Origin of the sequence: Shewanella sp. SR1 (genome assembly GCF_020447145.1) — a bacterium.
Taxonomy (GTDB): Bacteria; Pseudomonadota; Gammaproteobacteria; order Enterobacterales; family Shewanellaceae; genus Shewanella; species Shewanella baltica.
Genome location: NZ_JAJAEF010000018.1, coordinates 78,725 through 104,854, shown reverse-complemented (window position 1 = coordinate 104,854; position 26,130 = coordinate 78,725). Strand labels below are relative to the sequence as shown.

Here is a 26,130-nt window from a genome sequence, read left to right as displayed (position 1 = left end):
CACGATTGGGGACGCGTAAGCTCTATACCTTGATACAGCCAAAGCTGGTTGAACATGATATCAAACTCGGGCGAGACGGGTTCTTTACCTACTTGAGAAGTGAAGGCTTGCTAGTTAAGCCCAAGAGAAGCTTCACAAAAACGACATTCAGCAAGCATTGGATGAAGAAGCATCCCAACCTGCTGAAGGAAGAAGGACTACACGATGCCGAGCATGTACTGGTCAGCGATATTACCTATCTCGAATCAGACCAAGGCGTGCACTATTTGTCACTGGTGACCGATACCGCGTCACGTAAGATAGTCGGTCATCACTTGAGTTCGGACATGAAAGCAGAAAGCGTAGTGAAAGCACTGAAAATGGCGGTCAAAGATAAGCGCTATAGCGCTAATGCGGTCCATCACTCAGACCGAGGTTCGCAATACTGCTCAGCTGTTTATCAAGATGAACTGCAGGCCAACCATATTCAGCCGTCGATGACAGACGGTTATGATTGCTATCAAAATGCGTTAGCAGAACGAGTAAACGGGATCCTGAAGCAGGAGTTTTTACTCTACCGATGTAAAACGTTGGAAGAGCTGAAAAGACTTGTTAGAGAATCGATAGCGATATACAACGAAATGAGACCGCATCTGAGTTTGGATATGGAAACACCCAATCAGGTGCATAAAAGAAAAGGCCAGCTACTGGAGCTGGCCTAGAAACTGTCAACCTATCTTAGGACGGGACACACACTCTTACACAGTTACAGTGTAATCGCTGCTTCTAATGTCATGATGATCATGTCATTGAATGTGGTTTGACGTTCTTCTGCAGAAGTCTTTTCACCGGTGCGGATGTGATCAGATACAGTCACAACACACAGGGCACGTGCACCAAACTCATGGGCAACACCGTACAGACCAGCCGCTTCCATTTCAACGCCTAACACGCCCATCTTCTCCATCACGTCGAACATTTGTGGATCAGGAGTGTAGAACAGGTCCGCAGAGAAAATGTTACCTACGCGAACTTTAGTGCCACGAACTTTCGCAGATTCGATAACCGCATTCATCAGCTCATAGTTAGCGATAGCAGCAAAATCTTGGCCTTTAAAACGTAAACGGTTAACCGCTGAGTCAGTACATGCACCCATACCGATGATCACGTCACGCACTTTAACGTCAGTGCTGATCGCACCACAAGTACCCACACGGATCAGGTTTTTAACGCCGTAATCACGAATTAATTCAGTTGCATAGATAGAGCATGAAGGAATACCCATGCCAGAACCCATAACTGAAATACGCTTACCTTTGTAAGTACCGGTAAAACCTAGCATGTTTCGAACATCAGTCACTTGCTCAACATTTTCTAAGAATGTTTCAGCAATATATTTTGCACGTAATGGATCGCCTGGAAACAGCATTGTCTCAGCGAATGCGCCCTCTACAGCATTAATGTGTGGTGTTGCCATCGAAATAACCCCTGTTTATTTTATTAAGACTTAAGTCTTTGTTTACTGGCGGCAAATGTCAGCCGCCAAATCGAAATAAATGCTAATTTGCCTAAAGGAAAGATTCACCATAGGCCATAGGTTCAAGCTTAAAGTGGCTCGCAATAGATTGACCGATATCGGCAAAGCTCTTACGACGACCCAGAGAACCTGCTTTCAATCCAGCGCCAAAGGCTAATACTGGCACATATTCACGGGTATGATCCGTGCCTTGCCATGTTGGATCGCAACCGTGATCCGCCGTTAAAATCAGCAGATCGTCTTCACCCAATAATGCGAGCATTTCAGGCAAACGGGCATCGAAATATTCCAACCCTTTAGCGTAACCAGCCACATCACGGCGATGACCATAGTGAGAGTCAAAATCCACGAAGTTAGTAAACACTATAGTGTTATCACCCGCAGATTTCACTTCGGCTAAGGTCGCATCGAAAAGCGCTTCTAAGCCGTTCGCCTTCACTTTTTTAGTGATACCGCAGTAAGCATAAATGTCGGCAATCTTGCCCACACTCACCACTTCACCGCCCGCTTCATTCAGCTTATCTAATACGGTTTTTGCAGGTGGCGCGAGCGAATAATCCTTACGATTGCCAGTACGGGCAAAGTCACTTGGGCCAGTACCATCAAATGGACGGGCAATAACGCGACCTATATTGTAAGGTTCTAACTCTTCACGGGTTATTTCGCAAAGACGATAAAGATTGTCTAAACCGAAGGTTTCCTCATGGCAGGCGATTTGAAACACAGAATCGGCTGAGGTATAGAAAATAGGCATGCCAGAGCGCATATGCTCTTCGCCTAACTCTTCTAAAATAGTTGTGCCAGAAGCATGACAATTACCTAAAAAACCATCCAGACCCGCACGGGCTAAAATCTTATCCGTCAGTTCTTTAGGGAAAGAATTTTGGTGCTCGCTGAAATAACCCCATTCGAATAGTACGGGCACGCCCGCCATTTCCCAGTGACCGCTCGGGGTATCTTTACCCGAACTTAACTCTTGGGCATGACCATAAGCACCAATCAGCTCAACATTGTCACCAAAACCTGGGGCAAAGGCGCCAGTACTTTCCATCGCCGCATGGCCTAAACCTAAGCGCGCTAGGTTAGGTAATTTAAGTGGGCCTTCACGGCCAATATCGGCTTTGCCTTCAGCACATGCTTTAGCAATATGACCAAAGGTATCGGAACCAACATCACCAAAGCTTGCTGCATCAGCAGAAGCACCGACTCCAAAGGAGTCCAACATCATAATAATGGTACGTTTCATAATTCTTCCTTAAAGATCCGATGCACGAATATAGGCATAGATCTCAGGTGTTTTTTCTGGAGCGGTTTCACCAATGTGAATCGCTTTTTTCACCGCGAGTTCCGCTTCCGCGAAGGCGGCTTCAGATTGTGCATGGATAACGGCAATCGGCGTCGATGAATCCACTTTATCGCCTAGGGCACACACTTGGGTTAAGCCAACACTATAGTCTAGTGCATCGCCAGGCTTACGGCGGCCGCCACCTAAGGTCACAACCGCTAAACCTAACTCACGGGTATCCATGCTATAGGCATAACCTTGCATATCGGCAAAAACTGGGCGAATAATTTGTGACTGCGGCAGGTATTTACTGTAGTTTTCAACAAAATCAACCGGACCACCAAGACCCGACACCATCTTGCCAAAGAGTTCTGCAGCGCGACCATTGTCGAGTACACGATTCAGTTTAGCGCGAGCATCGGCTTCATTGCTTGCAAGACCGCCCAGAAGCAGCATCTCAGCACAAAGACCCATAGTGACTTCATATAAACGCGGGTTACGGTAAGCACCCGTTAAAAAGTCGATGGCTTCTTTCACTTCAACCGCGTTACCTGCACAAGATGCAAGCACTTGATTCATATCGGTAAGTAAAGCCGTCGTTTTAGTACCAGCGCCATTAGCAACAGCTGCAATACTGCGAGCTAATTCTTCCGATGCCTCATAGGTTGGCATAAAAGCGCCGCTACCGACTTTCACGTCCATCGCCAACGCATCTAAATTACAGGCTAATTTCTTAGACAGGATCGATGCTGTGATAAGGGAAATGGATTCAACGGTGGCGGTATTATCGCGAATAGAATAGAAGCGTTTATCGGCAGGAACGAGATCGCCCGTTTGGCCAATAATCGCCACCCCGACTTCTTTAACCACTTTGCGGAACAATTCACTTGAAGGCTCAGTTTGGTAACCCGGAATGGCATCAAACTTATCGAGTGTACCGCCAGTATGACCTAGGCCGCGCCCAGAAATCATAGGCACATAACCGCCACAAGCCGCAGCCATAGGGCCAAGCATGAGACTAATCACATCGCCGACACCACCAGTGCTGTGTTTGTCGATGACAGGACCGTTGAGTCCCAATGATTGCCAATTAAGCACAGTGCCTGAATCTCGCATCGCTGTCGTTAAAGCGATTCTTTCATCCATATTCATGTCATTAAAATACACCGCCATGCCTAATGCGGCGATCTGACCTTCAGATACGGAGTTGGTGGTGATACCTTGAACAAAGAACTGTATTTCTTCGGAACTTAGCGCTAAACCATTACGTTTTTTACGAATAATCTCTTGAGCTAGAAACATGATACTGCCTCCAAGATAGACACTAACGACCCTGTCGCTAGTGTCTATCTTTGCAATGAAACATCAAAACTGTAGCAATATTACAAGTTAATACTATCGAAGTTTTGAGTTTGCCAAATAGATTTAGGTCACACTTAATTAGGCTCGCTATACGCTGATAGTATTAATCAGCGATAGTTTGCGATTAATAGCCTTGAGTTGGCTTAGGCGCATCAGCCAGTTCTAGTGTGTGCAGCAAGCTGTTTAATAAGCTTGAAGCACCAAATCTAAAGGTACGCGGTGAAACCCAGTCAGCCCCTAAAATACGCTCTGCAACACCGAGGAACTCAGCCGCTTGGGCAGCATCACGCACACCACCGGCAGGCTTGAAGCCTACTTGGGTATTCTTTTCGCTGATCACAGTTAACATGATCTCAGCCGCTTCGAGTGTGGCGTTTACAGGCACTTTACCCGTAGAAGTTTTGATAAAGTCAGCACCCGCATCGATTGAAAGCTCAGATGCACGGCGGATAAGCGCAGGATCAGCTAACACGCCAGATTCGATGATGACTTTTAACAAGACTTCACCACAGGCTTCTTTACAGGCTTTAACTAATTCAAAACCAATCGTTTCATTGCCTTCCATCAGCGCACGGTATGGGAATACCACGTCAACTTCGTCGGCACCATAGGCAACGGCAGCGCGGGTTTCGAGTACAGCAATGGCAATGTCATCGTTGCCATGGGGGAAGTTAGTCACAGTGGCGATTTGGATATCTTCAGCACCGATTTCATCGAGTGTCTTACGTGCAATTGGGATGAAACGTGGGTAAATGCAGATAGCGGCAGTATTGCCCGCAGCCGTTTTCGCTTTGTGGCACAGGTCGATCACTTTTTGATCTGTGTCGTCATCATTCAAAGTCGTTAAGTCCATTAACTCGATTGCGCGTTGTGCTGCTTTTTTTAAATCAGTCATAATAGCTCTCCAAAATAAAAATTAAATGAATAGAAATCAGTCGCATAAAAGCAACGCTTAAGAGGTGGCATTATTTTGATTATTTTTATGGCCGGGCCTTCAGGCGGTGCCGAGTAATTTGCTTATACAAACTACCTTGTTGTAGGTATTCAATCTTGCCTAAGTCATAAAGAGCAATAGGCATCCTGACACTTAAAATAACTTATAAGTGACCACGACTTGAATCCTTGAAGACCGGAAGAGAGGATACGAATAAAATCTTGCTCCTACTTTTCCGCGAAAAATCCATTTTAGCGCGAGAAAAACACAAACCTTTATATAAACCTACTTGTTAGCCTAATAGGCTTAGATAAAGACTCATGGTAAAACAAAGATGGAGCCGCATAATGCGGCTCCAACAAGCAACTAGTATTACAAGAAATTAGAACTTGTAAGTAGCTGACAGGTAGTGTGACCAACCTGTTGATTCTAAACCAACAATACCGCCTTTATCTTCAAGCAGATAAACGTCTTTGAAGCCTTTCAAGCCATAGCCCAGAGCATAACGATCTGAGTGCCAGTATAGGCCGAAGAAGATGTTACCGCCGTTAGAGGTTTTAGGCACATAAATGTCATTAGTCGCATCAGCACCAAATTGGTAATCGATGTAACCTTGGAATGACAGGAAGCTCTTGTTATCAAAGAAATAGAAAGGTTTAAACCAGTTAGCAGAGAACTGGTAGCCGTTCCATTCTTTAGCGTTCAGGTCATAGAAACCGTACAAGTTCATGCCAGTTTTACCTAACCAAGGCACGTTTACGTCAGCACCAACACCCCAGAATGAAGAGTTAACGCCATTGCCGTTAAGACCATCCCAGTTGAACAGAGTAGAGAAGTAAACTTCTTGGATTGGACCGAAAGACAGGTCTTTACCAGTCAAGGCATCGATAGATACACGTGGAGCAAACTTCATGAAAATTTTGCTTGTGTCAGAACCTGGGTTCTTGTCGCCGTTGCTGCTTGATTGGTTTGCTAAGTTGAATACGTCAACATAACCGTATAGATCGAATACGCCAGAACGACCGCCGAATTCCATTTCTAAATAGTTGTGTTGATCGCCTGTTGCTGGGTTATCTGGCTTTTCACCGATAGAGTACATAGCGTTGAACTGCATCCACTTGTAATCAGTACCGTGAAGATCAGTACGATCAGCGGCAAATGCGTTGCCAGAGATTGCAGCTACAGCAGTAGCGGCTAAAGCTAAAGTTTTAACGTTTTTCATCATCAACCCCATTTATCTTGTTTACTACCATCAAGGGTAGCGTTCTTTTTGTGGCGCTCGCATTCTACCTAGATTAAAAAAAATCTCAATAATCTAGCATAAAATTACAAACACAAAATTCTTAATTGTGAACAAAGTCGCGACTTCTGCATTACGATTAATTAACTTAACCGTGGAACTACGACATTTAAGACAGAATGACAGCTACATCTCAGTTGCATTCTGTGTTTTTCAATTGGAGAAACTATTCACTACAGGAATCACTACTGGAAAATGGTTGAATTAACTTAGGTCCCGCCCTGCATGGTCAGGACCCAGTTAGTGGGGTTTCCCCCGTGCGCAACTACTTAGCCGACATAGAACAAGCCAGCAAGTGTTGCACTCATTAAGTTAGCTAAAGAACCGGCGATAACCGCACGAATACCCATTGTAGCTAAATCATGACGACGATTAGGAGCCATAGCACCTAGACCACCAAGCAGAATCGCAATTGAAGACAAGTTAGCGAAACCACACAGAGCAAACGAAATAATCGCTTTCGTTTTACCTGACATAGCTAAACCAGTTTCTGCTACCACTAAACCGCCATCAGCAATGTCTTTTAAGTAAGGTGCGAAGTTCAAGTAAGCAACAAATTCGTTAATAACGATCTTTTGACCAATGAATGAACCTGCTACCAAAGCTTCGTTCCAAGGTACACCGATTAGGAAAGCTAAAGGCATGAACACATAGCCAAGAATGAGTTCAAGTGTTAAACCTTCAAGACCAAACCAACCACCTACACCACCAATAATACCGTTGACCATAGCGATCAAACCAACGAAGGCTAACAACATAGCACCTACGTTCAGCGCTAAGTGCATACCAGATGAAGCACCTGCTGCAGCTGCGTCTAATGCGTTAGCTGGTTTGTCAGGATCTTCTGGCAAATCGCTCATATCATTCTTAGCAACTTCTGTTTCAGGGTGCATCAGTTTAGCCATTAATAGACCGCCTGGTGCTGCCATGAATGATGCGGCAACTAAATACTCGATAGGTACACCCATCTGCGCGTAACCAGCCAATACTGAACCCGCGATTGATGCCAAACCACCTACCATGATCGCAAACAGTTCAGACTGCGTCATAGTTGGAATGAATGGACGAACCACTAATGGGGCTTCAGTTTGACCAACGAAGATGTTAGCTGTTGCTGACATAGATTCAGTACGACTTGTGCCCAATGCTTTTTGTAAACCACCACCGATGATACGGATGACCCACTGCATAATGCCTAAGTAATATAGAACCGCGATCAAAGAAGAGAAAAACACAATAACGGGTAACACGTTTACTGCGAAGATGAAGCCAAGTTTGAAGTTAGCTAAGTCACCGAACAGGAAACCGATACCGTTTTGTGCGTAACCAATAACGCTAGAAACGGCATCAGACATACCTTTAAGAATGTCTTTACCAACAGGAACGTACAGTACAAAACCACCGAAAGCGGCCTGGATAGCTAAAGCGCCACCCACTGTACGTAAATTAATTGCTTTTTTGTTATTCGATAGGAGGAAACCTATCGCAAGTAGGGTGACCACCCCTACTAAACTCATTAATATATCCATTAACCATCACCCTATTGTTAACACTTTTTAATTATGTTGTTAATCAACCTATTTCCGAGTCAGATTATACCCGAGCCCAAGTCGAAAATCGTCGTTTTGATCATATTTTTGGAGTTTAATTTCAATCGCTTAGTGCGGAATGCTAGTGCGACCTACACCTGTTTATACAAAAACAGCTAAAGGTCAAATAGTTGCGTAGCATTCGACATCAAGTGTTCTGATATTAGAACACTTGATTTTTTTTGCAAAGCGGCAATTTTGTCTATAAAAAGAACAAGGTTAGCGGGTTGGTTACGTTTTTCAGCAACATTTATCGGCGTCATAGCCGGAGAATCAGTCTCAAGTATGAGGTGTTCGAGCGGGAGTTCAGTGACAGTTTTGAGTAATTTTTTGGCATTTGGATTCATAATCAAACCACCAATTCCCAGCTTAAAACCTAACTTGATATATTCCTGTGCAATCTCAACACTGCCAGAAAAAGCATGTATCACACCGCCTCTAGGCAATTGATACTTTTTTAAACAGGCCAAAACCTCGGGATGTGCCTTCACACTATGAATAATCACCGGCAGATTAACGGATTTAGCTAACGTCAGTTGCGCCTCAAAAAACGCTAACTGCTGTGGCCATGTTGAGGAATAAAGCTTATCTAAGCCACATTCACCAATAGCAACAAAACGAGGACATTCGAGCAACGCGGCAACTTTAGATGTTAATGCTAAGATCGCTGCATCAACATCCTCTGGGCAAAACCAAGGATGGATGCCAAGGGCAAAATAGGTTTGATATTGTTCGGCAACAGCGAGCTGTTTGTGCCAGTGCTGCGGGGACACGCCAGGAATAATCAGATTATTAACCCCAACACTGCGCATTCGCTGCACCACAGCATCGCGGTCAAGATCAAACTCGGCAAAATCTAGATGTGCGTGGGTATCAATCACTGCAAATACCTCACTCTGTGGTCGATTTGCCGTTTGAATGCGCTTCGGGCGGCAATGCAGTTTCGTCAGCCGTAGTCGCTTTAGCGCATTTTACCGCTAATGGCGGATCTTCAAGGCGTGGCATACAACAACGACGATTTTCAGGTGTCAGCCCCATGCGGTCGCACCACTGAATATAAACCTGCCATGTTTTTGTGATCCAATTCGCCATCATTCACATCCAGAACCGTTTTTAGATTTCATTAGATACAAAAATGGCGGTGAATTCACCGCCATTTCAACAACTATTCTAAACCCAACCTAATTAATGCTCGCGGGTTTTCGCAAACTCAATATCAGGATACCTTTCCATCGAAAGATTCAGGTTGACCATAGTTGGCGCAATATAGGTTAAGTTGTCACCACCATCGAGTGCTAAGTTTTGGCTACACTTGCGGCGGAACTCTTCAAGCTTACGCTCATCCTTACAATAAACCCAGCGAGCGGTCGAAACACTAATACCTTCGTAAATGGCTTCAACGTTATATTCGCTCTTAAGACGACCAACAACCACTTCAAACTGCAGCACACCCACGGCGCCAACAATTAAATCGTTAGTATCGATTGGGCGGAATACTTGCACTGCGCCTTCTTCAGACAACTGTACTAAGCCTTTTAACAGCTGCTTTTGCTTAAGCGGATCGCGCAGACGAATACGGCGGAACATTTCAGGGGCGAAGTTAGGCACACCAGTGAAACGGAATTTTTCGCCTTGGGTAAAAGTATCGCCAATACGGATAGTGCCATGGTTATGTAAACCGATGATATCGCCTGGGTAAGCTTCTTCAGCACGCTCACGATCGCCCGCCATAAAGGTTAATGCATCGCTAACGTTAACATCTTTACCAATACGCACATGGTGCATTTTCATGCCTTGCTCGTAACGGCCTGAACACACACGCATAAAGGCGACACGGTCACGGTGTTTGGGATCCATGTTTGCTTGGATCTTGAACACGAAACCGGTGAATTTTTCTTCATCAGGCATGATAACGCGTGTATCGCTTTCGCGCGGTAATGGCTTAGGCGCCCACTCGACGATGCCGTCAAGAATATGGTCCACACCAAAGTTACCTAACGCTGTACCGAAGAACACTGGCGTCAACTCGCCTTTCAAGAAAGCTGCATGGTCAAATTCATGCGACGCGCCGCGCACTAATTCCATCTCATCGCGCAAATCAGCAGCGTAACTGCCAATCGCTTTCTCAAGATCAGGATTATTAATGCCTTTAATTACACGACGCTCTTGAATAGTGTGTCCCATACCGCCTTGATACAAGACAACTTCATCACGCAGTATATGGTAAATACCTTTGAATTCTTTACCGCTGCCAATAGGCCAAGTAATAGGTGCGCAGGCAATATTCAGCACGCTTTCGACTTCATCCATCAGATCGATAGGATCACGGATATCACGGTCGAGTTTGTTCATGAAAGTCACGATCGGCGTATCGCGCAGACGTGTCACTTCCATCAACTTAATAGTACGCTCTTCAACACCTTTAGCAGAGTCGATGACCATCAGACAAGAGTCAACAGCGGTCAGTGTACGATAGGTATCTTCAGAGAAGTCTTCGTGACCAGGCGTGTCGAGTAGGTTAACGAGGGCGCCACCATAGGGGAACTGCATCACAGACGTAGTAATCGAAATACCACGGTCCTTCTCCATTTCCATCCAGTCAGACTTAGCATGCTGACCCGATTTTTTGCCTTTAACCGTTCCCGCTTTTTGCAAAGCGTTTCCGAATAACAGCACTTTTTCGGTAATGGTTGTTTTACCCGCGTCGGGGTGCGATATGATCGCGAAGGTGCGACGTTTATCGACCTCTACTTTATTGCCTGACATGTTAACCTATGCACTAGTATCGCTAAAAAGGCGCAAATTATAGCGCCTCAGTTCGAGCTTGGCTAGGCAAAGCCCGAGATGAGCTCGGGCAGATGGGGGTTATTTTGTGGCTTCGAGCAAACCTTTGACTTTAGCGAGCTCAATACGCGCATATCTATGTTCGACAAAATCATAAATATTGGTCGCCAGTGCGAGGCGGAAATAGTTAGCAGCATCTTGATATTGCTTGTTTTCTATTGCCATTTTCGCCAGGTAAAAATAAGCCTCACATAAACGTTCGGCATATTCTTTTGGATGAGTTAAGCCGACTTTCGCAGCAGCAAACACCTCATCATGGCTTTTTGTACCTAAATAATAATCAACGATAACGGTCGCCCAAGCATCATTATCTAAATTCTTACGGTTTTCAGCTAACTGTTTTTTAGCTTCAACTGCATCATCTTTAAAATCAATCAAATACAGCCACAATGCGCGATAACCATCTTTATTATCACCAGCATAAAATGCCTGCATATCTTTAGTGGCTAAATCGTTACGGTCGCCATAGTACAAGGCAATACCGCGATTCAAATAGGCGTAATCGTAGTTAGGAGCGAGTTCTAACACGCCATCGAACGCTTCATAGGCACTAGCGTATTCGCCTTCTTGGGTGTAATAAATCCCAAGAAAATTATAAGCATCGGCGAGATCGGGTTGCAGCTTCAGCGCTTGCATAAAATCGATGCGCGCGAGCAGTCTTAAGCCCACACTGTCGTAAATCACACCGCGATCGTAATGAAATCTGGCTCTCTGCTCATTGGTTAATTCGACCGTAGCCAAAATCTCGTTGAGCTTCGCTAACGTCACTTCCACTTTATAATCGGGCATGACAGGTGCGATAACCAATTTACCTTCAACATCATTATGGTTATCTAAAGGAGACTGGGTGGTAGCGCATCCGGCTAACAACAGACTGGCGCCCGCCAGCACAGCAACGACAGCGGTTCTAATTTTAAGACTCATCCATTTCTACCTTTTTAGATTCCCAACATACGCAGAAGAATCTTCATGATAGCAATCCCACCTCAGGACTGCTATTGGGGAATTAAGATTAATACTGACTTTCTTAATGCCAAAAACAAAAAAGGAGATCATTTGATCTCCTTTTGATGCAATCACTTAGAAAGTGTGTGCCAATAATAAGTCAAAGACTCATTATTCAGCAGCGGCAGTTTCTTTAGTTTGTGCTTCTTTAATTGACAGACGTACGCGGCCTTGACGATCCACTTCCATTACTTTAACAGCAACTTCTTGGTTCAGTTCAAGGTGATCAGACACGTTAGCAACACGCTCATCACTGATTTGTGAAATGTGTACTAAACCGTCTTTGCCCGGCAGAATGTTCACGAACGCACCGAAATCAACGATACGGATAACTTTACCGTTGTAGATACGACCCACTTCAACTTCTGAAGTGATTTCTTCGATACGACGGATAGCTTCTTTGGTTGCTTCGCCGTTTGAAGAAGCGATCTTCACAGTACCGTCATCTTCCAGTTCAATCGTAGTGCCGGTTTCTTCGGTCAGAGCGCGGATAACTGCGCCGCCTTTACCGATAACGTCACGGATTTTTTCTGGGTTGATCTTGATAACAGTGATACGTGGAGCGTGATCAGAAATATCGTCACGGTGTGAACCAATCGCTTGATCCATCACGTTCAGGATATGTACACGTGCGCCATAAGCTTGTTGCAGTGCGATATCCATGATTTCTTTAGTGATACCTTCGATCTTGATATCCATCTGCAGTGCAGTAATACCATCACGCGTACCCGCAACTTTAAAGTCCATGTCACCTAAATGATCTTCATCACCTAAGATGTCAGAAAGAACAACGAAATCATCGCCTTCTTTCACTAGACCCATAGCTATACCCGCTACAGAAGTTTTGATAGGCACACCAGCATCCATCAGTGCTAATGAAGTACCACATACTGACGCCATAGAGCTTGAACCGTTAGATTCAGTGATTTCAGATACAACGCGCACGCTGTATGGGAATTCAGCAGCTGAAGGCATAACAGCATTAATACCGCGCCATGCTAACTTACCATGACCGATTTCGCGGCGCTTAGGTGAACCCACCATGCCTGTTTCACCAACAGAGTATGGAGGGAAGTTATAGTGCAGCATGAAACGGTTAGTGCGCTCGCCCATGATGCTGTCAATCTTCTGTGCATCACGTTCAGTACCTAAAGTACAAGTGACTAACGCTTGAGTTTCGCCACGAGTGAACAATGCGCTACCGTGAGTACGTGGCAATACGCCCGCTAACACGCTTAATGCACGGATCATGTCGGGTTCACGACCATCGATACGTGGCTCACCACGGATGATACGACCACGAACCACTTTCTTCTCTAAGCTACCCAGCAAGTTGTCTACTTCACGTAAATCAATGCTTGGATTGCTGGCTAACAAAGCTTCTTTTGTTGCTGCTTTAACAACAGAAACTTGAGCATAACGATCTTGTTTAACTTGGATTTTATACGCATCACCTAAACCAGCTTCAGCAAGCTCTTTGATTTGGGCAACTAAATCGGCATCTTGCGTTGGTGCAGTCCAATCCCAAGTTGGTTTACCAGCTTCTGCTTTAAATTCAGCAATCGCTTTGATAACCACTTGTTGTTGATCGTGACCGTAAACAACAGAACCTAACATCACTTCTTCTGGTAATGCTTGGGCTTCTGATTCCACCATTAATACTGCACCAGCTGTACCAGCAACCACTAAGTTCAGTTGGCTGGTTGCAAGTTGCGCAACACTTGGGTTCAACACGTATTCGCCATCAATGTAACCCACACGTGCAGCACCTAAAGGACCGCTGAATGGAATACCAGAAATAGCCAGTGCCGCAGAAGTACCGATCATAGAGATGATATCTGGCTCGATTTGTGGATCGACAGATACTACAGTAATGATAACTTGAACTTCGTTTTTGAAACCATTAGGGAAAAGAGGGCGAATTGGACGGTCGATCAGACGAGCGATTAATGTCTCATCTTCTGAAGGACGGCCTTCACGCTTAAAGAAACCACCAGGAATTTTACCTGCTGCGTAGGTTTTTTCTTGATAGTTAACAGTCAGAGGGAAAAAGTCACGACCAGCATCTGCTTCTTTTTTACCGACAACAGTGACCAACACAGTCGTGTCACCCATACTCGCTAAAACGGCTGCATCTGCTTGACGCGCTATAACACCTGTTTCCAGGGTGACTGTATGTTGACCATACTCAAAACTCTTTACAATAGGATTCACGTGACCCATTCCTTAATTAATGACCTTGAATTACGCGCGTAAGTATACTGCAAATCGGATCAATAGATAAAGAGCAGATAATGATGACAAATACGTAACTTTTCACTAAAGTGGTTAAATCAACAAAGAGTTGCGGTTTACATTGATACGGAAATTCTCGCAGATGGTGAATAATTATCATAAAGGATGCGCCCGATGACAGGCCGTTTTAAGTCACTGACGTGGAAACAAACTAACCTAGTCGTATTTACTGCCCTATTTTTTGCCATTGCTATTTTTATTGTTGAAATCGCTTTAGTCGTTGTATCAACCAAACAACAACTCACGACTACACAGCAAGAACTCCTTGATTCAGTTGAACAACCTGCAGCAAATGCCGTCTGGGCATTAGATGATAATTTAGCCCGTCAAACCTTAGAAGGTGCCATTAAGGTTGAGCATGTCGGCTCAGCAGTGATTGAGCTGGACGATGGTTCCATGTTTGTATCAGTCAGCAGTAATAAAAAGAATAACTCGCAGACTTTTATCAGCTTAAGTAACAAATTATTTGATGATCTTAAAGAAATCTCTCGCCCGCTGTACCGACCTTTTTATTTCGAAGGCACCCAACAACAGCAACTCATTGGCACATTAACGGTTTTCTACGATACCCAAGAGCTGACAAACACCCTTTTCTCACAGTTAAGATTTAGTTTTTTCGCCACACTTGCCCGCGCACTCTTACTCACCTTAGTGCTTTCAGTGGTTTTCCATCGTTTCTTGACTCAACCTATCGCGCGTATTAGTGAGGCCATAGATAAGATTGAACCCGACTCACCGGACGAAAACCTCTTACCTATGTCCAATGCGCATAAGGATGATGAACTCGGCCTAGTGACCTCGAAATTCAACCAAATTCTTATCCAATTTAGCCAAACCCAATCCAAACTGCGCAAAATGGCGACCCGAGATCCGCTAACGGGTTTACCGAACCGCACATTATTGCTCGAAACCATCGCAGTCACTATCCAACGTTCGCGCGTGCACAAACGCAGCTTTGCCTTGATGTTTATCGACTTAGATCGATTTAAGAATATTAACGATTCCCTTGGCCACGCATTTGGCGATCAATTCCTCGCCCGTATCGCCCGTATTCTCGAACGCTTCGTTGGCGATAAAGGCACAGTGTCTCGCTTAGGTGGCGATGAGTTTGTAATTTTAGCCGACACAGTACACACCCCTGACCAAGCCGCTGACTTTGTTGATAAGCTACTTACCCAGCTTAATGTCCCTATCCAATTAAATGAACATGCGATTCATCCTGCGGCCTCAATTGGGATATCCATTTATCCCGAAGACGGTAACAGCGCCGAAGATTTGATACGTCATGCCGATATTGCCATGTACAGCGCCAAAGCTGCAGGTTCGAATCAATGGGCCTTCTTTAAACAGCAGATGACAGAGCGCGCCGCTGTGCGTTTACGCACCGAAGCATCCTTGCATGATGCGTTAAAAAACAACGAATTTTTGCTGTATTTCCAACCTAAACTCGATCTGCAAACGGGCAAAGTGATTGCCTGTGAAGCCCTGATCCGCTGGCAAAAAGACGGCCGACTCATCAGTCCGGTTTCTTTTATCCCCGTCGCCGAAGAAACGGGGATCATCATTCCGATTGGCCGCTGGGTGATAGAACAAAGCTGCAAAGTCTTAAGGGAGTGGCAAAAAAAATATAACTATGCCATCCCGATTGCGATTAATGTCGCCTCACAGCAATTCGCCGACGCGAGTTTAGTACCCGATATCAAACAGATGGCTCTGCGTTATCAAATTCAGCCCGAATTGCTAGAAATTGAAATCACTGAAACCTCGCTGATGAACGACATTGAGCTCGCCATTGCTAAGCTTGAACAACTTAAATCAGCAGGGTTTGGTATTGCCGTCGATGACTTCGGCACCGGATATTCATCACTCTCATACCTGCGCCATTTGCCCATTACCACCATGAAAATCGACCGCTGTTTCGTGTCCGATTTACCAGGGGATAGCGCAATCGCATCGACCATTTTGATGTTAGGTAAGCAGCTTAATTTGACCATTGTGGCCGAAGGGATTGAAAACGAGCAGCAATTGGATTGGTTGAAGGAGAATCAGTGCCAAGTTGGCCAAGGTTTCTATTTTAGCCAACCCCTGCCCCAAGCGGAATTTGAAGCCCTGTATATAGCAACACAGACAGCAACGATAAGCAGTCTTGATGGCTTACGTGGAGCTTAGGTTGCTTTAATCAGAGCCAAGGTTTAGGCGGAGTTAAGGCCTAGGCATATTACTATCGACATGCTCAGGCCTAAATTCTACATAGCTTACGCGATCATCTACTGAATTTTAGGCAATAAAAAAGGAGGCTTAAGCCTCCTTTTTTGCGTTAGTCGACGTGAAATTAACGACGTAGACCTAACTTTTGGATCAGTGCAGTGTAACGTGCTACGTCAGTACGTTTCAGGTAAGCAGTTAACTTACGACGTGAGCTAACCATACGTAACAGACCACGACGTGAGTGATGATCGTGAATGTGCTCTTTGAAGTGAGCTTGCAAATGGTTGATTTGCGCAGTTAATAAAGCAACTTGAACTTCAGTTGAACCAGTGTCGTTTTCACAACGGCCAAAATCAGCCAAAATTTTTGCTTTTACTTCAGTACTTAGTGACATGTATATCTCCAAATAAATAATATGAATCTCTAGCCGATCACTAACTCAGCCAGAGGGCGCGCTATTCTACCCAGAAACCCACCCTAGCGCAATAAAAGGTGGAGACTAATCCATGAACTAATTTATTAATTTGTTCATGGATAGCGGGCTAATCAGTTTCTGCAGGCTCGTCATGGATCACTATGAGTCGTTTTGGCGCGAGTAGGCCGTCTTCGTTCATGGTGCCAATCCCCACAAATCGGCGAATGTCACCTAAAGTGATACGCACCAGTTCATCGGTTTTCAAGTCTGCATTAACGGGGACCCGAACAGCCTGACCTTGCATTAAGTAAGGGGCGATTGCATCTGGCACATTCACCTCAGGGAAATCGGCCACAGCCGTATCCATAGGTAATAACAGCGGATCAAGTAAGACACTCGGATCTATCTGTTGTTCATGTGCTTGAGCAACAAGCGCTTCAAGTTGTTCTAAGGAAACCATTCTTGCATAGGGATATTGTGCAACTTGAGTGCGACGCAACATGATGACATGGGCGCCACAACCGAGCATTTCACCGAGGTCGTCTATGATAGTGCGAATATAAGTGCCCTTAGAACAATGAATGTCTAAGGTCAGCTCATCGCCTTCAAGACCGATGAAATTAAGCTCAAATACCGTAATAGGGCGAGATTCGCGCGGCACTTCAATACCTTCACGGGCATATTTATACAGGGGCTGGCCCTGATATTTAAGCGCGGAATACATAGAAGGCACTTGCTGAGTCTCACCACGGAAGAAATCAAGCGCGGTTAATAACTGCGCCTCAGTAAAATCAATGGCGCGGGTTTGCACCACTTCGCCATCGGAATCACTGGTATCCGTTCGCTCGCCCAGCTTTGCGGTAACTAAATAGCGTTTATCGGCATCTAACAGATGCTGGGAAAACTTAGTCCCTTCGCCTAAGCACACAGGTAACATACCTGTCGCTAACGGATCGAGTGCGCCCGTATGCCCTGCTTTGTTCGCATTAAAAAAGCGCTTTACCCTTTGCAATGCAAAGTTAGAACTCATGCCAGTGGATTTATCCAGCAGCACTATCCCATCAATAAAACGACCTTTTGGACGACGAGCCATTAATCTTTACCTTCCGTTTCATCTGCTTCATCGGCAACATCATCACCTAAGACTTCATCTTCAACTGATGCGTCTTCGCTGCCAAATTGCTGCTGCTTCGCTTTGTCTTGGTTGATCACTTGGCTAACTAAGTTAGACATGCGCATACCTTCAACGAGCGAGCTATCATAGATAAAACGCAGTTCAGGCATCACACGCAGCTTCATACGGCCCGCCACTAAAGTGCGGATATAAGGAGCGGCGCTGATCAAAGCGTTTAGCTTTTCTTGAACAACGGCTTTGTCTTCCTCAAAAAAAGTCACGAAGACTTTGGCATAGCTAAGGTCACGTGAGACATCGACGTCATTCACGGTTACAAAGCCAATACGAGGATCTTTCATGTCGCGCTGTAGCACTTGAGCAAGTTCTTGCTGAAGCTGCTGAGCGATTCGACGAGTACGACTGAATTCTTTTGCCATAATATTTCTTACCATAGCTTAAATTGATAAGGGCGGCTAAAGCCGCCCTTATTATCGTTACAGAGTACGAGCAATCTCGACGGTTTCGAATACTTCGATTTGGTCGCCTACGCGAACATCGTTGTAGTTCTTAACGCCAATACCACATTCCATACCATTGCGAACTTCAGCAACGTCGTCTTTAAAGCGACGTAGAGATTCAAGTTCACCTTCGTAGATAACAACGTTATCACGTAGTACGCGAATTGGTGCGCTACGCTTGATGGTACCTTCGGTAACCATACAGCCAGCAATTGCACCCAGCTTAGGTGATTTGAACACGTCACGAACTTCAGCCAGACCGATAATTTGTTGTTTGAATTCAGGAGACAGCATACCTGTCATCGCTGCACGAACTTCATCAATCAAATTATAGATAACGCTGTAGTAACGTAAATCAACACTTTCGCTGTCGATTGTCTTACGCGCTTGTGCATCGGCACGCACGTTAAAGCCAACCAGGATAGCGTTAGACGCTGCCGCTAAGGTTGCATCCGTTTCAGTAAGAGCACCCACACCGCGAGCGATAATGTTCACTTTAACTTCGTCGGTAGACAGACCTGTTAACGAGTCAGTAATCGCTTCGAGTGAACCTTGTACGTCTGCTTTAAGAACAATGTTCAGTTCTTTCACTTCGCCTTCAGTCATGTTCGCGAACATGTTTTCTAGCTTAGATTTTTGCTGACGTGCCAGTTTCACATCACGGAATTTACCTTGACGATACAGGGCAACTTCACGCGCTTTACGCTCATCACGTACTACTGTTGCTTCATCACCTGCAGACGGAACGCCTGACAGACCCAGAATTTCAACAGGAATAGATGGACCCGCTTCAGTGATTGAACGACCGTTCTCGTCTTTCATTGCACGGATTTTACCGTACTCAAGACCACACAGAACGATATCACCTTGGCGTAACGTACCTTCTTGAACCAGAATCGTAGCAACTGGGCCGCGACCTTTGTCCAATTGTGATTCAATGACCACACCGGCAGCCATACCATCACGTACCGCTTTCAGTTCGAGAACTTCAGCCTGCAGTAAGATACCTTCTAACAGTTCGTCAACGCCTTCACCTGTCTTAGCTGAAACGAAGGCAAACATGTTGTCTCCACCCCAATCTTCAGACATAACACCGTGTTGTGACAATTCGCTCTTAACGCGATCGATATCCGCTTCCGGCTTATCCATCTTGTTCACAGCCACGATTAATGGCACGTTACCGGCTTTAGCATGTTGAATTGCTTCGATAGTTTGCGGCATTACACCGTCATCGGCAGCAACAACTAACACAACGATATCCGTTGCCTTGGCACCACGGGCACGCATTGCGGTAAACGCGGCGTGACCAGGAGTATCAAGGAAAGTGATCATGCCGTTTTCAGTTTCAACATGGTATGCACCGATATGCTGAGTAATACCACCGGCTTCGCCAGCAGCCACTTTAGCGCGGCGAATATAGTCGAGTAATGACGTTTTACCGTGGTCAACGTGACCCATGATAGTCACAACAGGAGCACGAGACTCTTGCTTGATGCCATCTTCATCGTCACGATCTTTAAGCACTTGGTGCTCAAGTTCGTTTTCACGGATAAGCACAACTTTGTGGCCCATTTCTTCAGCAACCATTTGGGCAGTCTCTTGATCCAACACTTGGTTGATCGTGACCATAGAACCCATTTTCATCATCTGTTTGATGATTTCAGTCGCTTTAACTGCCATTAAATGCGCAAGTTCAGAAACAGTAACAGTTTCACCGATACGCACATCACGGCTTACCGCTGCAACTGGCTTGTTGAAGCCGTGCGCCATAGACTCAGGTGCTGTACTGCGGTTACGCATGTGTTTTTCACGGCCGTCACGGGCATCTTTGCCGCCACGTTTTTTGGCGTTGCTCTTGTTACGAGCACGACGTCCGCGTTTTTCTTCATCTAGATCAGAAGTATCTTCAGCAGCACGAGCCACTTTAGAAGTCGTGATGTGGTGATCACCGTTTTTCTCGGCTTCTAGACGTTGGCGCTCTTCTTCGGCCCAACGCTTAGAATGTTCTTCAGCCAATAGGCGAGCAGTTTCTGCCGCTTTAGCCGCTTCTTCGTCTTGCTTACGTTTTGTCGCCGCTTCTTGTGCTGCTTTTAAACGTTCTGCTTCTAGACGAGCCGCTTCTGCTTCAGGTGACATATCTTTAACCACTTTTACTTCGGCTGCTGCTTTGGCTTTCGCCTTGGCTTCTGCATCCGCTTTTGCTTTCGCATCTGCTTCAGCTTTCGCTTTTACTGCCGCAGCAGCTTCTGCTTCGGCCTTTGCTTTTGCCAAAGCTTCTGCTTCGACTTTCGCTTCTTCTTCAGCCTTCAGAGTAGCCTCATTAGCATCACGCTTGACGAAAGTTCGTGTTTTACGAACTTCAACTTTAACATCTTTAGATTGACCACCATTACCGGCCACACTCAGGGTCGATACGGTTTTACGCTGCAGCGTCATTTTCGTTGGCGCATTTTCGCCACCGTGCTGCTTTTTCAGATAATCCAGTAACTGCTGCTTTTCAGCTTCAGTCACGTTATCAGCTTGGCCTTTCTTAATTCCAGCCTGAGAGAATTGCTCAATCAGACGTTCAACACTTTTACCCACTTCCGTGGCCAATTTCTCTACGGTAGTATCTGCCATCAGTTAAATCCCCCTGTTGATCGACTTATGCTTCTTCGCCAAACCAACAGATATTGCGGGCTGCCATGATGAGCTCACCTGCTTTTTCTTCTGTCAATTCTTCAATTTCGATCAAATCATCAATGCCTTGTTCAGCCAAGTCTTCTAGAGTCACAATACCTTTGCTAGCGAAAACATAGGCTAAGTGTCTATCAACACCTTCAAGTGCTAGTAACTCTTCACTTGGCTCCACACCATCCAGTGCTTCTTCAGTAGCGAGAGCTCGAGTTGAGATCGCCGCTTTTGCACGTTCACGTAAGGCTTCAACGAGATCTTCGTCAAAACCGTCAATCGCCAATAGTTCAGACACAGGTACATAGGCAACTTCTTCGAGCGACGTAAAGCCCTCGTCCGCCAGTACTTGTGCAAAATCTTCATCGACATCCAGTGAGTTAACGAATAATTCAACCACCTTGGCACTTTCTGCCTGATGTTTCTTATTCATATCTTCCACTGTCATAACGTTCAGAACCCAACCTGTCAGTTGTGTCGCTAAACGTACGTTCTGGCCATTACGTCCAATGGCTTGTGCCAAACTATCGGCTTCAACGGCGATATCCATAGAATGGTTATCTTCGTCAACTATGATAGAGGCAACATCGGCTGGCGCCATGGCATTGATCACGTATTGTGCTGGATTATCATCCCACAACACGATATCAACACGTTCGCCACCCAGTTCATTCGACACGGCTTGTACACGTGCACCACGCATACCCACACACGCACCGATTGGATCGATACGACGGTCATTCGACTTAACGGCGATTTTAGCGCGCGCGCCTGGATCACGAGCTGCGCCCATGATTTCAATCAGTTCGTCAGCAATTTCAGGTACTTCAACACGGAAAAGCTCGATCAGCATTTCAGGTTTAGTACGGCTTAAGAATAACTGCGCGCCGCGAGCTTCTGGGCGTACTGAGTACAATAATGCACGTACGCGGTCGCCTGGACGGAAAGATTCGCGTGAAATTAAATCTTCACGGAACAACACGCCGTCAGCGTTATTACCTAAGTCAACCACTACGCTTTCGCGAGTTGCTTTTTTGACTATACCAGTGATTAACTCACCTTCTTGATCTTGGAACTGTTCAACCACTTGAGCACGTTCAGCTTCACGTACTTTCTGTACGATCACTTGCTTAGCGGTTTGAGTGGTAATACGGTCAAACACCACGGACTCGATATCGTCTTCGATAAACTCGCCAGGTTGGATGTCTGGATTTTCGTATCGTGCCGCTTCTAACGTGATTTCGCGGTAAGGATTTTCTAACGCTTCACCGTGATCATCAACCACCATCCAACGACGGAAAGTATCATAACCACCGGTTTTACGGTCGATAGCAACACGAACGTCAATATCACCTTCGTATTTTTTCTTGGTTGCTGTGGCCAGAGCAATCTCTAGCGCTTCAAAAATTTTCTCGCGTGGAACGGCCTTTTCATTTGAAACCGCCTCAGCGACTAGCAGAATCTCTTTATTCATCTCGTCTTGCCTCGTTCACCTTGAAACCATCAAAACTTAGCGATTAAGTTGCCTTTGCGGATATTATCCAATGCGACAACTAACTCTTTACCATTCACTTTCAGTGAGAGCATTTGCCCGTCGACCGCAGTGATGGCGCCTTTTAAATTACGACTGCCGTCAACCGGCATAGTCAATTGAAGCTTTACATCCTCGCCCACATAGCCCGCATACTGCTCAGCAGTAAATAAGGGTCTATCAACGCCTGGCGAAGAAACCTCTAGGGTATATTCTGTAGAAATAGGATCTTCAACATCGAGTACAGCACTGACTTGGCGACTTGCATTGGCACAATCTTCAATATTGATACCATTCTCACCATCAATGAACACTCGCAGTGTGGAATGCTTACCCGCTTGAACATATTCAATGCCCCATAGCTGAAAGCCTAATGCTTCCACAGGTACTTTGAGCATTTCTGCCAGTCTGAATTCTAACGTTGCCAAGATTGACCCCCGAAAAAACAAAAAAGGGCTTAATAGCCCTAGTACAACGCCACATACGAAGCATGCGACAAATTTAAAAGTCCCAGATAACAAAAAACCCCGTAATCACGAGGTCATTAATTTCAAGAACCTGTAAACCATAACGAATTCAAACACTATTCGTTACTAGGAGCTGGTTGCGGGGGCCGGATTTGAACCGACGACCTTCGGGTTATGAGCCCGACGAGCTACCATGCTGCTCCACCCCGCGTCAACTGTGTGCAAGTATATTGACTATCGTCATTTCTTGCAATAACTAAGAGAGAACTTATATCGTCTATCTTAGTTATATTTGGTGCCGAGAGCGGGACTTGAACCCGCACGACCGTTAGGTCACAGCCACCTCAAGGCTGCGCGTCTACCAATTTCGCCACCTCGGCGACACCTTTTACTAGTCAGGAATTTTCGTTTCTGACTTTTGGGTTCCTTGCTCAACAGGTTGTGTTACCTGTTCAGTGTCTGAACCTAAATTTTTCCATGAATCTTCGTTTTTTGCGTGGTTTGCACTTAAGTTGCCAATCAGCAGACTTAAAGTAAAAAACGCAATGGCAAGAATCGCCGTAGTGCGTGTCAGGAAGTTACCTGAACCGCTTGAACCAAACAGAGTACCTGATGCACCGGCGCCAAAAGAGGCCCCCATGTCAGCTCCCTTACCTTGCTGAATTAATACTAGGCCGATCAGACCTAATGCAACCAACAAGTAAATAACTACTAGAACTTCATACATATTATGCGCTCATCGCTATGGTACACAGACTTAAAAACTCGCTAGAGTTTAAGCTAGCACCGCCAATCAGTCCACCATCAACATCAGGTTGGGCAAATAAATCTGCAGCATTACTCGGTGTTACACTACCACCGTAGAGAATCCTGATATTTTCTCCGATAAACGGAGACACTTCAGAGAGGCGTTTGCGAATAAACGCATGAACTTCTTGTGCCTGCTCTGGTGTAGCGCTTTTACCTGTCCCTACAGCCCAAAGTGGCTCGTAGGCGATAATGGCGTTATCAAAAGCCATAGTGCCGTTTTTCTGGATCACTATATCCAACTCTTCCGCAATCACCTCAAAGGTGCGTCTTGCTTCACGTGCTGGACCTGACTCACCCACACATAAAATGGGAGTTAAGCCATGCTTTTGTGCAGCGGCGAATTTCTCCGCTACGATATTACTCGTCTCTCCGTACATACGGCGACGTTCTGAATGCCCGATAATCACATATCGACATCCTGAATCTTTGAGCATCTGACCTGAAACTTCTCCGGTATAAGCGCCAAAGTCGTGTTGACTCAGGTTTTGTGCGCCCATCCTAACAAGTGAACCGTCTAACGCTTCCTTGTTTGCTTCTAGCAGTTGCCTAACGCTCTCTAGATAGATAGAAGGCGGGCATAAAACCACTTCAGCTGAATCATTTTGGAGCTTAGAGGCAAATTTTTTGAACAACTCTTGGGCTAATGCCGCACTGCCGTTCATCTTCCAATTGCCAGCTACCATAGGACGTCTGAGTGCCATCACTGTCTCCTCTGAAAGCGGCGTGAATAATAGCGAACCACTTATTAAGTTACAATAGCTAAATTCGAATTTTTTCAGATATCAGGTTGGAATGCTTATTTTTTACACGCCAAAGCTGATTTCTGTTCATTTGTGCAGCTAACACCTTAATTTTAAATTGGTATCAGCCGCACTCATTACAAAATAGGCAAATATTAGCTTGCCGATTTTACGGCATCCGCAATCAAATTTGCGTGCGCCAATACTGCACTATGATCGTCACCTTCTACCATGACGCGGATCAAAGGTTCAGTACCTGACTTACGTAATAGTACTCGACCACGTACGCCAAGCTCAGATTCAACCTGTGCCTGCGCCGCTTTTACTTTATCAGACTTAAGTGGGTCATGCTCGCCCTCAAAGCGCACATTGACTAACACCTGTGGCAACATTTCCATCGCAGAAGTCAGTTCTTCTAGTGTGGCATTTTGGCGACGCATGGCCGCTAACACTAAAATCCCCGCGACAATACCATCACCGGTTGTGCCGTGGTCAAGATTAAGGATATGCCCTGAATTCTCGCCACCGATGCGCCAATCGAGTTCTTTCAGTAATTCCATCACATAGCGGTCGCCCACTTTTGAACGTGCAAAAGGAATATCTAATGCTTGCAAGGCTAAATCAAGCCCAAGATTCGACATCAAGGTGCCGACCACACCGCCGCGCAATACGCCGCGAGATTTCGCATCACAGGCCAGAATATATAAAATCTGATCGCCGTCGATAACTTCGCCTTTACTGTTGACCATCATAATACGGTCGCCATCGCCGTCGAGCGCGATACCTAAATCGGCACTTTCGGCAATAACTGTTTCGCAAATCTTACCCATGGACGTTGCGCCCACTTTGTCATTAATGTTCATCCCGTTGGGTTTATCACCAATGGCAATCACCTCAGCGCCTAACTCACGGAACACGGCAGGCGCTATATGATAAGTTGCGCCATGGGCACAATCGACCACAATTTTTAGCCCAGTTAACGTGTGTTCTGCAGGGAAATTTCCTTTGCAATACTCGATATAACGGCCACGGGCATCTTCAATGCGCGACACTTTGCCTAACAGATGCGATTCAACGCAAACGAGGGGCTTTTCAAGTTCGGCTTCAATTTCTAGCTCTAAGTTATCGTCTAACTTACTGCCGTCGGTCGAGAAAAATTTAATGCCGTTATCGTAATAAGGATTGTGTGATGCGCTGATCACCACCCCAGCTTCGGCGCGAAACGTACGCGTCAAATAGGCGACTGCGGGCGTGGGCATAGGCCCCATTAACATCACATTAAGACCTGCGGCAGAAAGACCCGCTTCCAATGCCGACTCAAACATATAACCCGAAATACGGGTATCTTTACCTATGATCACCTTTTTGGTACCACTGCGGGATAATACGCGACCCGCTGCCCAACCTAATTTCAGTGCAAGCTCAGGCGTCATTTGACCTGAACCGACCTTTCCCCGAATACCGTCAGTTCCAAAAAATTTACGTTCTTTCATATCGCCCCACAAACTCAAATGTGTCCCAATGATT

Annotated in this window: 22 protein-coding genes and 2 tRNA genes; 2 read left to right on the top strand and 22 right to left on the bottom strand. The window is 45.6% G+C overall.

Going from position 1 to position 26,130, the window contains the following annotated elements; translation table 11 throughout:
- Positions 1-701: IS3 family transposase (locus KV201_RS16420; protein WP_226059931.1), on the top strand; the 701-nt coding region annotated here is incomplete at its 5' end.
- 44 nt (positions 702-745) lie between these two features.
- Here KV201_RS16420 and deoD read toward each other — a convergent pair.
- From deoD to pnp, 11 genes are all read right to left on the bottom strand, one after another.
- Complete coding sequence (gene deoD, locus KV201_RS16415; RefSeq protein WP_006086929.1) at positions 746-1,456, bottom strand: purine-nucleoside phosphorylase; 711 nt, start codon at positions 1,454-1,456, stop codon at positions 746-748.
- Between the two features lie 91 nt (positions 1,457-1,547).
- On the bottom strand, positions 1,548-2,762 hold the full coding sequence (locus KV201_RS16410; RefSeq protein ID WP_006082702.1) for a phosphopentomutase: 1,215 nt from the start codon (positions 2,760-2,762) through the stop codon (positions 1,548-1,550).
- Between the two features lie 9 nt (positions 2,763-2,771).
- The gene (gene deoA, locus KV201_RS16405) at positions 2,772-4,103 is read right to left on the bottom strand and encodes a thymidine phosphorylase (protein ID WP_006082703.1); all 1,332 of its coding nucleotides are present in this window, start codon (positions 4,101-4,103) and stop codon (positions 2,772-2,774) included.
- A gap of 184 nt (positions 4,104-4,287) precedes the next feature.
- Positions 4,288-5,058, bottom strand: coding sequence for a deoxyribose-phosphate aldolase (gene deoC / locus KV201_RS16400; RefSeq protein ID WP_006086931.1), 771 nt, complete (start codon positions 5,056-5,058; stop codon positions 4,288-4,290).
- A 421-nt stretch (positions 5,059-5,479) separates the two neighbouring features.
- On the bottom strand, positions 5,480-6,319 hold the full coding sequence (locus KV201_RS16395) for an outer membrane protein OmpK (RefSeq protein ID WP_226059930.1): 840 nt from the start codon (positions 6,317-6,319) through the stop codon (positions 5,480-5,482).
- A 347-nt stretch (positions 6,320-6,666) separates the two neighbouring features.
- Entirely contained in the window at positions 6,667-7,926 is a 1,260-nt protein-coding gene (locus KV201_RS16390) for a NupC/NupG family nucleoside CNT transporter (protein WP_226059929.1), read from the bottom strand.
- Between the two features lie 176 nt (positions 7,927-8,102).
- Positions 8,103-8,867, bottom strand: a complete 765-nt coding sequence (locus tag KV201_RS16385) for a TatD family hydrolase (protein WP_226059928.1) — start codon at positions 8,865-8,867, stop codon at positions 8,103-8,105.
- Positions 8,868-8,877: 10 nt separating this feature from the next.
- A complete protein-coding gene (locus KV201_RS16380; protein WP_310796059.1) occupies positions 8,878-9,081 on the bottom strand; it encodes a hypothetical protein in 204 nt (67 codons plus the stop codon).
- 90 nt (positions 9,082-9,171) lie between these two features.
- Positions 9,172-10,752 (bottom strand): peptide chain release factor 3, encoded by a 1,581-nt coding sequence (gene prfC / locus KV201_RS16375; protein ID WP_006082709.1) that lies wholly within the window; start codon positions 10,750-10,752, stop codon positions 9,172-9,174.
- A 99-nt stretch (positions 10,753-10,851) separates the two neighbouring features.
- Complete coding sequence (nlpI, locus tag KV201_RS16370; RefSeq protein ID WP_006086937.1) at positions 10,852-11,754, bottom strand: lipoprotein NlpI; 903 nt, start codon at positions 11,752-11,754, stop codon at positions 10,852-10,854.
- Between the two features lie 192 nt (positions 11,755-11,946).
- Positions 11,947-14,049 (bottom strand): polyribonucleotide nucleotidyltransferase, encoded by a 2,103-nt coding sequence (gene pnp, locus KV201_RS16365; protein WP_006082711.1) that lies wholly within the window; start codon positions 14,047-14,049, stop codon positions 11,947-11,949.
- A gap of 195 nt (positions 14,050-14,244) precedes the next feature.
- On the opposite strand from pnp, the gene KV201_RS16360 reads away from it, so the two are divergent.
- Positions 14,245-16,299, top strand: a complete 2,055-nt coding sequence (locus KV201_RS16360) for a bifunctional diguanylate cyclase/phosphodiesterase (RefSeq protein ID WP_226059926.1) — start codon at positions 14,245-14,247, stop codon at positions 16,297-16,299.
- Between the two features lie 163 nt (positions 16,300-16,462).
- On the opposite strand, the gene rpsO is transcribed toward KV201_RS16360, so the two are convergent.
- The 11 genes from rpsO to glmM all read right to left on the bottom strand — a co-directional run bounded on the left by rpsO (position 16,463) and on the right by glmM (position 26,096).
- Complete coding sequence (gene rpsO, locus KV201_RS16355) at positions 16,463-16,732, bottom strand: 30S ribosomal protein S15 (protein ID WP_006082713.1); 270 nt, start codon at positions 16,730-16,732, stop codon at positions 16,463-16,465.
- 148 nt (positions 16,733-16,880) lie between these two features.
- Positions 16,881-17,846 (bottom strand): tRNA pseudouridine(55) synthase TruB, encoded by a 966-nt coding sequence (gene truB / locus KV201_RS16350; protein ID WP_006086939.1) that lies wholly within the window; start codon positions 17,844-17,846, stop codon positions 16,881-16,883.
- Positions 17,846-18,304 carry a 30S ribosome-binding factor RbfA gene (rbfA, locus tag KV201_RS16345; protein WP_226059925.1) on the bottom strand — a complete coding sequence of 153 codons (459 nt, stop codon included), beginning with the start codon at positions 18,302-18,304 and terminating at the stop codon, positions 17,846-17,848. Before rbfA ends, truB begins: the two co-directional genes overlap by 1 nt.
- A gap of 57 nt (positions 18,305-18,361) precedes the next feature.
- Complete coding sequence (gene infB / locus KV201_RS16340) at positions 18,362-21,004, bottom strand: translation initiation factor IF-2 (RefSeq protein WP_006082716.1); 2,643 nt, start codon at positions 21,002-21,004, stop codon at positions 18,362-18,364.
- Positions 21,005-21,029: 25 nt separating this feature from the next.
- Positions 21,030-22,529, bottom strand: a complete 1,500-nt coding sequence (gene nusA / locus KV201_RS16335) for a transcription termination factor NusA (protein WP_006082717.1) — start codon at positions 22,527-22,529, stop codon at positions 21,030-21,032.
- A gap of 29 nt (positions 22,530-22,558) precedes the next feature.
- Positions 22,559-23,014 (bottom strand): ribosome maturation factor RimP, encoded by a 456-nt coding sequence (gene rimP / locus KV201_RS16330; protein ID WP_006082718.1) that lies wholly within the window; start codon positions 23,012-23,014, stop codon positions 22,559-22,561.
- A 173-nt stretch (positions 23,015-23,187) separates the two neighbouring features.
- Positions 23,188-23,264 (bottom strand) — tRNA-Met (locus tag KV201_RS16325).
- Between the two features lie 82 nt (positions 23,265-23,346).
- Positions 23,347-23,433, bottom strand: a tRNA-Leu gene (locus tag KV201_RS16320).
- 11 nt (positions 23,434-23,444) lie between these two features.
- Positions 23,445-23,780: a preprotein translocase subunit SecG gene (gene secG / locus KV201_RS16315; RefSeq protein WP_006082719.1), complete on the bottom strand. Its 336-nt coding sequence runs from the start codon at positions 23,778-23,780 to the stop codon at positions 23,445-23,447.
- A gap of 1 nt (position 23,781) precedes the next feature.
- Positions 23,782-24,564 (bottom strand): triose-phosphate isomerase, encoded by a 783-nt coding sequence (gene tpiA, locus KV201_RS16310; protein WP_006082720.1) that lies wholly within the window; start codon positions 24,562-24,564, stop codon positions 23,782-23,784.
- Between the two features lie 194 nt (positions 24,565-24,758).
- A complete protein-coding gene (glmM, locus tag KV201_RS16305) occupies positions 24,759-26,096 on the bottom strand; it encodes a phosphoglucosamine mutase (RefSeq protein ID WP_011847518.1) in 1,338 nt (445 codons plus the stop codon).
- Between the last annotated feature and the right edge of the window lie 34 nt (positions 26,097-26,130).